General features: G+C 64.1%; 7 protein-coding genes. 4 read left to right on the top strand and 3 right to left on the bottom strand.

Annotation, left to right across the window (positions count from 1 at the left end; translation table 11 throughout):
- The 3 genes from guaA to guaB all read right to left on the bottom strand — a co-directional run.
- On the bottom strand, positions 1-1352 hold a 1352-nt coding region (guaA, locus tag IH971_04050; GenBank protein ID MCH7497007.1), incomplete at its 3' end, for a glutamine-hydrolyzing GMP synthase.
- Between the two features lie 10 nt (positions 1353-1362).
- Positions 1363-2601, bottom strand: a complete 1239-nt coding sequence (locus IH971_04045) for an MFS transporter (GenBank protein MCH7497006.1) — start codon at positions 2599-2601, stop codon at positions 1363-1365.
- A 61-nt stretch (positions 2602-2662) separates the two neighbouring features.
- Positions 2663-4132: an IMP dehydrogenase gene (gene guaB / locus IH971_04040; protein MCH7497005.1), complete on the bottom strand. Its 1470-nt coding sequence runs from the start codon at positions 4130-4132 to the stop codon at positions 2663-2665.
- Positions 4133-4220: 88 nt separating this feature from the next.
- On the opposite strand from guaB, the gene IH971_04035 reads away from it, so the two are divergent.
- From IH971_04035 to IH971_04020, 4 genes are all read left to right on the top strand, one after another.
- Positions 4221-5021 carry a hypothetical protein gene (locus tag IH971_04035; GenBank protein ID MCH7497004.1) on the top strand — a complete coding sequence of 267 codons (801 nt, stop codon included), beginning with the start codon at positions 4221-4223 and terminating at the stop codon, positions 5019-5021.
- Between the two features lie 120 nt (positions 5022-5141).
- On the top strand, positions 5142-6947 hold the full coding sequence (gene lepA / locus IH971_04030) for an elongation factor 4 (GenBank protein ID MCH7497003.1): 1806 nt from the start codon (positions 5142-5144) through the stop codon (positions 6945-6947).
- Positions 6948-6971: 24 nt separating this feature from the next.
- Positions 6972-7715, top strand: coding sequence for a serine/threonine protein phosphatase (locus IH971_04025; protein ID MCH7497002.1), 744 nt, complete (start codon positions 6972-6974; stop codon positions 7713-7715).
- A 32-nt stretch (positions 7716-7747) separates the two neighbouring features.
- Positions 7748-7940: hypothetical protein (locus IH971_04020; GenBank protein MCH7497001.1), on the top strand; the 193-nt coding region annotated here is incomplete at its 3' end.

Below are 7940 nucleotides of genomic sequence, written 5' to 3'. Positions count from 1 at the left end.
AAGTCGCTGGTCTGCACCGCGCGCAGCGCCACGACGTAGTCGTAGGTGCGACCGTCGCCCATGACACCCACGCTCTTGACCGGCAGGAACACCGCGAAGGCCTGCGAGGTCAGGTCGTACCAGGTCTTGCCGGTGGCGGGGTCGATGGTGTTGCGCAGTTCCTCGATGAAGATCGCGTCAGCGCGGCGCAGCAGGTCGGCGTAGGTCTTCTTGACTTCGCCGAGGATGCGTACACCCAGGCCCGGGCCCGGGAACGGGTGGCGGTAGACCATCTCGGGCGGCAGGCCCAGGGCCACGCCCAGCGTGCCGCCGCTCTCCACCACGTCCGGGTAGATGGTGCCTTGCGCGAGGAAGGTCGCGCCCTTGTGGCCGGCGTCGCCTGCCTTGAGCTTGGCGGCCTCGGCCTTGAACACGTCGACGAACAGGCGGCCGATGATCTTGCGCTTCTGCTCGGGGTCGGTCACGCCGGCGAGTTCACCGAGGAAGAGCTCGCTGGCGTCGACGCGGATGACCTTGGCGTGCAGCTTGCCGGCGAACATCTCCATCACCATGTCGCCTTCGTTCAGCCGCAGCAGGCCATGGTCGACGAACACGCAGGTGAGCTGGTCGCCAATGGCACGGTGGATCAGTGCGGCGGCGACGCTGGAGTCCACGCCGCCCGACAGGCCGAGGATGACCTCTTCGTCACCGACCTGCTCGCGGATGCGCGCCACGGCCTCGTCGATGTAGCTGCCCATCTGCCAGTCGCCCCGGCAGCCGGCGATGTCACGGACGAAGCGCGACAGCATGGCCGCGCCCTGCAGCGTGTGCGTGACCTCGGGGTGGAATTGCACGGCATAGAAGCCACGCACCTCATCGGCCATGCCGGCGATCGGGCAGCTCGGCGTCGACGCCATCAAGCGGAAACCCGGCGGCAGGGCCGTGACCTTGTCGCCATGGCTCATCCAGACCTTGAGCATGCCGCGGCCGTCGGGCGAGCGGAAATCCTCAATGCCCTCTAGCAGCTTGGTGTGGCCGCGGGCGCGCACCTCGGCATAGCCGAACTCGCGGTGGTCGCTCCATTCGACCTTGCCACCGAGCTGCACCGCCATGGTCTGCATGCCATAGCAGATGCCCAGCACCGGCACGCCGGCGTCCCACACGGCCTGCGGCGCACGCAGTTCGTGGTCTTCATAGGTGGAGGCGTGGCTGCCGCTGAGGATGATGGCCTTGGGCGCGAAGGCCTTGATGAAGTCGTCCGACACGTCATTCGGATGGATTTCGCAATAGACCGACGCATCACGCACCCGGCGGGCGATGAGCTGGGTGACCTGGGAGCCGAAGTCGAGGATGAGGACCTTGTCGTGTTGCATGGCAGGACTTTCAGGCAGGCTGGGCGGCGGCCGCCTGGCGGCGGAAGAAGCGCAGCGTGATGAACATGGCCAGCGCCTGGAGCGCGGCACAGGTGAAAAAGGGCAGACCGATGAGCAGATCGCCCGCCGGGCGGTGCGACACCCAGCGCAGCAACTCCAGCGCGACGATGGGCGCGCACACCGCCATCAGGCTGTTCAGCGACGAAATGGCGCCCATGGTCTGGCCCTGATGGGTTGCATCGGTGGCGTTGGAAATGATGCTCTGCATCGCCGCAGCCGCCACGCCACCGAGCAGGTTGGCGCCGATCACGACATACATCATCCAGCCTTCGCTCGCGAGGCCGAAACCGAGATAGGCCAAGGCGCCCGAGCCCATGCCGGCGATGGCCAGACGCTGGGCACTGAACCGCTTGAGCAACGGACGCAGCAGCACGCCTTGGCTGATGACGGAGACGACGCCCACCGCCAGCAGCGACCAGCCGACCTGCCCCGGCCCCCAGCCGAACTTGAACTTGGTGTAGAGCACCCAGCTGGTGTGCAACATGAACTGGGCCAGCGCGCTGAGGGCCAGCACCAGCACCAGCGGCCCGATGTCATTCACCCGGTTCAGACCCTGCAGCGCCGCGACCGGATTGAGCTTGCGCAGTTCCAGCGGCCGGCGCCGCTCGACCGGCAGCGACTCCGGCAGCACGAAGAAGCCGTACAGCCAGTTCACCACCGCCAGGCAGCCCGCGACATAGAAGGGCAGCCGCACATCGACGTCCCCCAGCAGGCCGCCGATCACGGGGCCGAGCATGAAACCCAGGCCGAACATCGCACCCAGCTGGCCGAAGCGCTTGGCCCGGTCTTGCGGTGCGGTGATGTCGGCCACATAGGCGTTGGCGATGGCAATATTGGATTGCATCGCGCCGGAGAACAGCCGCACCACCACCAGCACCCACAGTGCCGGCGCCGAGGCGGTGACGAAGAAGCTCAGCGCCAGCCCGGCAAAGCCGATCAGCAGCACCGGGCGGCGGCCGAAGCGGTCCGACAGCGCACCCAGCACCGGAGAGCCGAAGAAGTTGGCCACGCCGAAGGCCAGCGTCAGCATCAGGAAACCCAGTGTCTGCTCGTCGTTGCCCTGGGTGAACAAGCCGACGATGTGTGGCAGCACCGGCACGATCAGGCCGATGCTGATCATGTCGATCAGCACCGTAACCATGATGAAGCCCATACCGGCGGTGCGCTTGCTGGAGGAGGTGTCGGTCATGCGGGAGGCTTGAAAACAAAAACGGGGCGACTTGCGTTCGCCCCGTCCGCGCTGCTCGCGCTTACTCGCTGCGGTAGTTGGGCGCTTCCTTCGTGATCTGCACATCGTGGACATGGCTCTCGCGCATGCCCGCCGTGGTGATCTCGACGAATTCGGCCTTGTTCTGCATGTCGGCGATGGTGGCGCAGCCGCAGTAGTGCATGGACGCCTTCAGGCCACCGGCCATCTGGAAGATCACCTGCACGACCGAGCCCTTGTAGGGCACCTGGCCCTCGATGCCCTCGGGCACCAGCTTGGACGTGTTGGGGTTGTTGCCCGTCTCGGCCTGGAAGTAGCGGTCGGCGCTGCCCTTGGCCATCGCGCCCATCGAGCCCATGCCGCGGTAGCTCTTGAAAGTGCGGCCCTGGTAGAGGATGGTCTCGCCCGGCGCTTCTTCGGTGCCGGCAAAGGCGCCGCCCATCATGACGGTGTCGGCGCCAGCCGCGATGGCCTTGGCCACGTCGCCGGAGTAGCGCACGCCGCCGTCGGCGATGACCGGCACGCCAGTGCCCTTGAGCGCCGTAGCGACGTTGTCGACCGCGGTGATCTGCGGCACGCCCACGCCGGCGACGATGCGCGTGGTGCAGATCGAACCCGGGCCGATGCCGACCTTGACGCCGTCCGCACCGGCTTCCACCAGCGCCAACGCCGCAGCGCCGGTGGCGATATTGCCGCCGATGACATCGACCTGCGGGTAGGCGCGCTTGACCCAGCGCACCCGGTCCAGCACGCCGGCGCTGTGGCCGTGGGCGGTGTCGACGATGATGGCATCGACGCCGGCACGCACCAGCAGCTCGACGCGCTGCTCGGTGTCTTCGCCGAAGCCGACCGCCGCGCCGACGCGCAGGCCGCCATGGGCGTCACGCGCCGCATTGGGGAAGCTGGTCTGCTTGGTGATGTCCTTCACCGTCATCAGGCCGCGCAGCTCGAAGGCGTCGTTGATGACGACCACACGCTCCAGCTTGTGGGTGTGCATCAGGGCCTTGGCCTCGTCCAGCGAAGCGCCCTCCTTGACCGTGATGAGCTTTTCGGCCGGCGTCATGATTTCGCGGACCTTGGCGTCCATGCGCGTCTCGAAGCGCAGGTCCCGCCCGGTGACGATGCCGACCACCCTCCTGCCCTCGACCACCGGGAAGCCAGAGAAGCCATGCAACCGGGTCAGCTCGACCACCTCGCGCACCGTGGCGTCAGGGCCGATCGTCAGCGGCTCGCGGACGACGCCGCTCTCGTAGCGCTTGACCCGGGCCACCTCGCGCGCCTGGGCTTCCGCCGACAGGTTCTTGTGCACGATGCCGATGCCGCCCTCCTGCGCAATGGCGATCGCGAGGCGGGCCTCGGTCACGGTGTCCATCGCGGCGGACACCAGCGGCAGGTTCAGGGGGATGTTGCGCGACAGACGGGTCGCAAGGCTGGTGTCACGTGGCAACACCTGGGAGAACGCTGGCACCAACAGAACATCGTCGAAGGTGAGCGCTTTGCCGAGAAGGCGCATGAGGAAAGCTCCAGACGCAAAGCGGCATTATACGGAGGGTCACAAACTCGGCCGCGGCTTCGGGCGACAGAGGCCCTAAACTGCCTTCATGCATTGCAAACCCTTGCTCATCGTCATCGTGGGCCTGCTGCTGGCGGCCTTTCTGGCGGCGTATATGTCCACGATTTCCACCCAGCTCAATTGGGGCGCATCCTACCTGATTAACGATCTCTACCGCCGCTTTATGCTTACGGACGGCGAAGAGCAAGACTATGTTCGGGCGTCCCGCATCGTCACCCTGCTGACGATGTTTCTCTCGCTGCTGTTTACCTCCAAATTGGGGCGCATCAGTGATGCCTGGGTGTTTATCCTGGAGGCCAGCGGCGGCATCGGTCTGGTCCTCATTTTGCGCTGGTGGTGGTGGCGCATCAACGCCTGGTCGGAGATTGCCGCCATGATCGCACCCTTGCCGGTGCTGGCGGTCATCAAGTTTGCACCTGGCCCACTGGTGTCGGCCGTGCCGGGTCTGGAACCGTACCTGGCGTTTCCCTATACCCTGTTTATCATCGTGTTGTGGGCCACGGCTGTTTGGCTGGCGGCAACCTGGCTCACCCAACCCACCGATGAGGCCACCCTGCACGCTTTTTACCGGCGCGTCCACCCCGGTGGTGCCTTCTGGAAGCCCGTAGCCGACAAGTTGCCCGATGTGCAGAGCGACACCGGCCTTTCGCGGCTGTTTATTGACTGGCTGGCCGGCTGTGTGCTGGTCTTCTTCGCCCTGTTCGGCATTGGCAAGCTGATTTTTGGGCCGCAGCTGGTGGGTGTGCTGTACTTGTTGATATCGGCGTCGGCAGCGGCGGTTATCTATTGGCACCTGTCCCGCATCGGGTGGGACCAGGTGGGGGACTAGCCGTAGCGGAACGACCCCCCAGCGGCATTCCCGTCTCGCCGCCGGAGGACGGCAGCCCGCCCCAACCCGCGTCACCCTTTCCCCTTCATTTGATCTCGGCGCCACGCCTAACTTCCCGCGATGCACCAGTCCCGCATACGAAACTTCTGCATTATTGCCCACATCGACCACGGCAAGTCCACCCTGGCTGATCGATTCCTGGAGTTCACCGGAACGCTGAGCGCCAAGGAGATGCAGGACCAGGTTCTGGATGACATGGATCTGGAACGCGAGCGGGGCATCACCATCAAGGCCCACCCCATACGCATGGTCTATAGCCCGGTGGACGGAGAAGACTACGTCTTCAATCTCATCGACACGCCGGGTCACGTGGACTTCACCTATGAGGTATCCCGCAGCCTGGCCGCCTGTGAAGGGGCGCTGCTACTGGTGGACGCCGCCCAGGGGGTAGAGGCCCAGACCGTCAGCAACGCCTACCTGGCCATCGAAAACGGGCTGCGGCTGATTCCGGTGATCAACAAGGTGGACCTGCCCAACGCCCGGGTGGAAGATGTCAAGGCTCAGCTGGTGGACCTCACCGGTTGTGACGAAGCCGAGATTCTCATCAGCAGCGCGAAAACGGGTGCTGGGGTGGAGGCGATTCTGGCTGCCGTGGCGGATCGCATTCCTCCACCAGAGGGCAACCCCAAGGGCCCAACTCGGGCGCTCATTTTCGACTCCACCTACGATTCCTTCCGGGGCGCCGTCGCGTCCGTGCGGCTGGTAGACGGCAGTCTGCAGAAGGGCGACACCGCTCAATTCTTCGCCCACGACCGAAACTACGATATTGATGAGGTAGGGGTGTTCCGCATGCAGCGCCAGCCGGTTGAGCGGCTCTCGGCGGGGGAGGTGGGTTATATGATCTCCGGCATGAAAGACGTGGCGCATCTTCAGGTGGGCGATACCTTGACCACAAGGGCATCCAGAGCAACAAAGCCGCTGCCCGGTTATAAGCCCATTAAACCCATGGTGTTCACCGGGTTGTATCCGGTAAGCGCCGAAGACTATGAGCAGTTGCGCAGCTCCCTGGACAAGCTGCGCCTCAACGATGCCGCCCTCAGCTACCAGCCCGAAACGTCCATCGCCCTGGGCTTTGGATTCCGGTGCGGGTTTCTGGGGCTGCTGCATATGGAAATCGTGCAGGAGCGGCTGGAGCGGGAGTTCGACCTCAACCTGATCAGCACTGCTCCCAATGTCGAGTACGAGGTCAAAACCAAGGATGCGGGTCTGCTCAAGGTGGACAGCCCGGCCCAGATGCCTCATCCCGGTACGGTTCTGGAAATCCGGGAACCCTATGTCAAGGCGGAGATCATCGTCCCACCGGAGTACCTGGGCAATGTGATGAAGCTCTGCCAGGACAATCGCGGGCGCTATCTGGACACCCACTACCTCTCGCCCAAAAAGGTGCAGCTGCGTTATGAACTGCCCCTGGCCGAAGTCATTTTCGACTTTTTTGACCGTCTGAAATCGGTGAGCCGGGGCTACGCCTCGTACGATTATGAGTTCATTGGCCACAAGCCCGGTCGCCTGAAAAAACTGGACATCCTTATTGCCGGCGAGCCGGTGGACGCCCTGAGCACTATTGTCCACCAGGACCACGCCCACGCCCAGGGGCGGGCGCTGTGCAAACGGCTCAAGGAGGTGATCCACCGGCAGCAGTTCGAGGTAGCCATCCAGGCGGCTATCGGCAACCGCATCATCGCCCGGGAAACGGTCAAGGCGCTGCGAAAGAACGTGACGGCGAAATGCTACGGCGGCGATATTACCCGCAAGCGGAAACTCCTGGAACGCCAGAAGGAGGGCAAAAAGCGCATGAAACAGCTGGGCAAAGTGGAAATACCGCAGGAGGCCTTTTTGTCCATCATGCAGATCGATCATGGTGAGTAGGGCACGAATCCGCCGCCCGTTGCCGTGAATTTCGCAAGCCGTTACCTGGTGGTGGGCGACCTCCACGGAAACTGGCGCGGATTGGAGCGGCTGCTGGAGCAGTGCCGGTATGATGAGAGCCACGACCGCCTCATCTTCGTGGGGGACTACAACGACCACATGCGGCCCGATACCTGCGACGTACGGCGTCTGATTGACCTGCTGCTGGAGCTGGACAGGCGATCCCCCCAGGGCGTGGCCTTTGTGCGCGGCAACCACGACCTGTGGTTTGCCCAATGGCTCAAAACCGGCGGTGTGCCGGATCCGAACTGGTACGAACAGGGCGGCCGCGAGACGCTGATGTCGTACGGCCTTGACAGCCCATCTGACGCCGCCAGGCATAGGGAGCGTATTCCCGAGGCCCACCGGTCATTTATCTGCGAGCGGATCATTCCGTACTATCTGGATGCGGAGCTGCTGGTGGTACATGGCGGCTTTGTCAGTGGTGAGCAGATGGGACTGCTGGCTGCCGGCACCCCACTCGACGAAGCCCAGCTCATGGAGTTGGTCTGGGACCGGCACTTTATCTTTTCCGATGATGACCGGGATCACGCCTGGTTCGCCCAATACTTTGGCCAGCGCTACCTGGTCACGGGTCACAGCGCTGTCGGGCCCTACGTGAACCCGCGCAATCCCAAGTGGCTGCTGGTGGACTCGCCAGGCAGGGGGCGGAACCTGCACGCCGCAATCATACGGGATGGAGATAACTATGAATTTATCCATTCCTGAAGCAACCGGAACCACCGCGGGGTGAATACGCTTTGATCACGGCTGCCGCGGGTTATCTGCGCGCATCCAAGACGCCCTGGTACAGCCTGTTGTCCATACTGCCGCTGGCGGCCCTTTACGAAGCGCTGGCCCTGCTGGTCAACTGGGATTCGGCCGCGGAACTGCGCAACGGGGCAGATGTGCTGCTCCGACAGACGCTGGCCCTGTTCGGCCTGAACACGCCCT

This window comes from Candidatus Neomarinimicrobiota bacterium (genome assembly GCA_022560655.1).
Taxonomy (GTDB): domain Bacteria; phylum Fidelibacterota; class Marinisomatia; order SCGC-AAA003-L08; family TS1B11; genus JADFSS01.
Note: the sequence above shows the minus strand (reverse complement) of the source record. Positions and strands in the feature narration are given on the sequence as shown.